The following is a 3,265-nucleotide window of genomic DNA, read 5'->3' on the forward strand; positions in this document are numbered from 1 at the left end:
TGGCTTGAGGGAGCCTGACGATTACCTACTTTCACACGGGAATCCGCACTATCATCGGCGTAGAGTCGTTTCACGGTCCTGTTCGGGATGGGAAGGGGTGGGACCGACTCGCTATGGTCATCAGGCAAAGGGGGTTGTCCTGCTGGCGTGGCCAACAGAACCAATCTGGGAAGAAGCAGTAATTTTGAGTTGTGTGTATCGCACACGAGATCAACCAGTCCGACGCGCTGTAATCAGCGCGAGACAGACTTGTTATAGGATCAAGCCTTACGGGCAATTAGTATCAGTTAGCTGAACGCATTACTGCGCTTACACACCTGACCTATCAACGTCCTGGTCTCGAACGACCCTTCAAGGGGATCTAGTCCCCAGGGATATCTCATCTTAAGGCGAGTTTCCCGCTTAGATGCTTTCAGCGGTTATCTCTTCCGAACATAGCTACCCGGCGATGCCACTGGCGTGACAACCGGTACACCAGAGGTTCGTCCACTCCGGTCCTCTCGTACTAGGAGCAGCCCCCTTCAAATATCCAACGCCCACGGCAGATAGGGACCAAACTGTCTCACGACGTTTTAAACCCAGCTCACGTACCTCTTTAAATGGCGAACAGCCATACCCTTGGGACCGGCTACAGCCCCAGGATGAGATGAGCCGACATCGAGGTGCCAAACACCGCCGTCGATATGAACTCTTGGGCGGTATCAGCCTGTTATCCCCAGAGTACCTTTTATCCGTTGAGCGATGGCCCTTCCATACAGAACCACCGGATCACTATGACCTGCTTTCGCACCTGCTCGACTTGTCGGTCTCGCAGTTAAGCACGCTTATGCCATTGCACTATCAGCACGATTTCCGACCGTACCTAGCGTACCTTCGTACTCCTCCGTTACGCTTTGGGAGGAGACCGCCCCAGTCAAACTGCCTACCATGCACTGTCCCCGACCCGGATCACGGGCCAAGGTTAGAACCTCAAACAAACCAGGGTGGTATTTCAAGGACGGCTCCACCGAAACTAGCGTTCCGGTTTCATAGCCTCCCACCTATCCTACACAGATCGGTTCAAAGTCCAATGCAAAGCTACAGTAAAGGTTCATGGGGTCTTTCCGTCTAGCCGCGGGTAGATTGCATCATCACAAACACTTCAACTTCGCTGAGTCTCGGGAGGAGACAGTGTGGCCATCGTTACGCCATTCGTGCAGGTCGGAACTTACCCGACAAGGAATTTCGCTACCTTAGGACCGTTATAGTTACGGCCGCCGTTTACCGGGACTTCAATCAAGAGCTTGCACCCCATCATTTAATCTTCCGGCACCGGGCAGGCGTCACACCCTATACGTCCACTTTCGTGTTTGCAGAGTGCTGTGTTTTTATTAAACAGTCGCAGCCACCAGTTTATTGCAACCCCTTCACCCTTTGCGCGCAGGCGCATCAAGCTACAAGGGCGTACCTTATCCCGAAGTTACGGTACCAATTTGCCGAGTTCCTTCTCCCGAGTTCTCTCAAGCGCCTTAGAATACTCATCTCGCCCACCTGTGTCGGTTTGCGGTACGGTCATCGTTAGACTGAAGCTTAGAGGCTTTTCTTGGAACCACTTCCAATTGCTTCGCTCCCTAAGGAGCTCGCGCCACACCCTTGAATCCTGCGCCCGGATTTGCCTAAGCGCCTTCTCCAATGCAGCGACCGGGACTTCCAACACCCGGACAACCTTCCGCGATCCGTCCCCCCATCGCATCTAACAATGGTGCAGGAATATTGACCTGCTTCCCATCAGCTACGCATTTCTGCCTCGCCTTAGGGGCCGACTCACCCTACGCCGATGAACGTTGCGTAGGAAACCTTGGGCTTACGGCGAGGGGGCCTTTCACCCCCTTTATCGCTACTCATGTCAGCATTCGCACTTCCGATACCTCCAGCACCCTTTACAAGGCACCTTCGCAGGCTTACGGAACGCTCTCCTACCATGCGAGCAAAGCTCGCATCCGCAGCTTCGGTATATAGCTTAGCCCCGTTACATCTTCCGCGCAGGACGACTCGATCAGTGAGCTATTACGCTTTCTTTAAAGGGTGGCTGCTTCTAAGCCAACCTCCTGACTGTTTTAGCCTTCCCACTTCGTTTCCCACTTAGCTATATTTGGGGACCTTAGCTGGCGGTCTGGGTTGTTTCCCTCTTGACACCGGACGTTAGCACCCGATGTCTGTCTCCCGTGATTGCACTCTTCGGTATTCGGAGTTTGCTATGGCGGGGTAATCTGCAATAGACCCCCCAACCATGACAGTGCTCTACCCCCGAAGGTGAGACACGAGGCACTACCTAAATAGTTTTCGGAGAGAACCAGCTATTTCCAGGTTTGTTTAGCCTTTCACCCCTATCCACAGCTCATCCCCTAACTTTTCAACGTTAGTGGGTTCGGACCTCCAGTACGTGTTACCGCACCTTCATCCTGGCCATGGATAGATCACCTGGTTTCGGGTCTACGCCCAGCAACTGAACGCCCTATTCGGACTCGCTTTCGCTACGCCTGCCCTATACGGTTAAGCTTGCTACTGAACGTAAGTCGCTGACCCATTATACAAAAGGTACGCCGTCACCCCTTACGAGGCTCCGACTGTTTGTATGCATGCGGTTTCAGGATCTATTTCACTCCCCTCCCGGGGTTCTTTTCGCCTTTCCCTCACGGTACTGGTTCACTATCGGTCGATCACGAGTATTTAGCCTTGGAGGATGGTCCCCCCATCTTCAGACAGGATTTCACGTGTCCCGCCCTACTTGTCGCACACCTAGTTCTTTCATACTGTTTTCGCCTACAGGGCTATCACCTGCTATGGCCGCACTTTCCAGAGCGTTCGGCTAACAATACAAATAAAGAGTGCAAGGCTCATCCCATTTCGCTCGCCACTACTTTGGGAATCTCGGTTGATTTCTTTTCCTGCGGTTACTTAGATGTTTCAGTTCACCGCGTTCGCTTCACATGGCCTATGTATTCAGCCATGGATACTCCAAAAGGAGTGGGTTTCCCCATTCGGACATCTACGGATCAAAGCTCGTTTGCCAGCTCCCCGTAGCTTTTCGCAGGCTACCGCGTCCTTCATCGCCTGTGATCGCCAAGGCATCCACCACATGCACTTGTTCGCTTGACCCTATAACGAGTCTGTCTCATCGACAGTCGCTACAGGTTGAGTTCTCGCGTTGTGCCGTATTCCAATTGAGTCAAACATAGAGTTCGAATCATCTTGAGATACATCGATACAATCACAACCCGGATAG

2 rRNA genes are annotated in these 3,265 nt (G+C 52.7%); both read right to left on the minus strand.

The window, feature by feature from the left end:
- Nucleotides 1-12 precede the first annotated feature (12 nt).
- Nucleotides 13-125 (minus strand): 5S ribosomal RNA (rrf, locus tag HWX25_RS32415).
- Nucleotides 126-256: 131 nt separating this feature from the next.
- A 23S ribosomal RNA gene (locus tag HWX25_RS32420) occupies nucleotides 257-3,138 on the minus strand.
- Nucleotides 3,139-3,265 lie beyond the last annotated feature (127 nt).

The sequence above is a fragment of the Burkholderia sp. BCC1640 genome (assembly GCF_902833125.1).
In the GTDB taxonomy this organism is placed as follows: Bacteria; Pseudomonadota; Gammaproteobacteria; order Burkholderiales; family Burkholderiaceae; genus Burkholderia; species Burkholderia diffusa.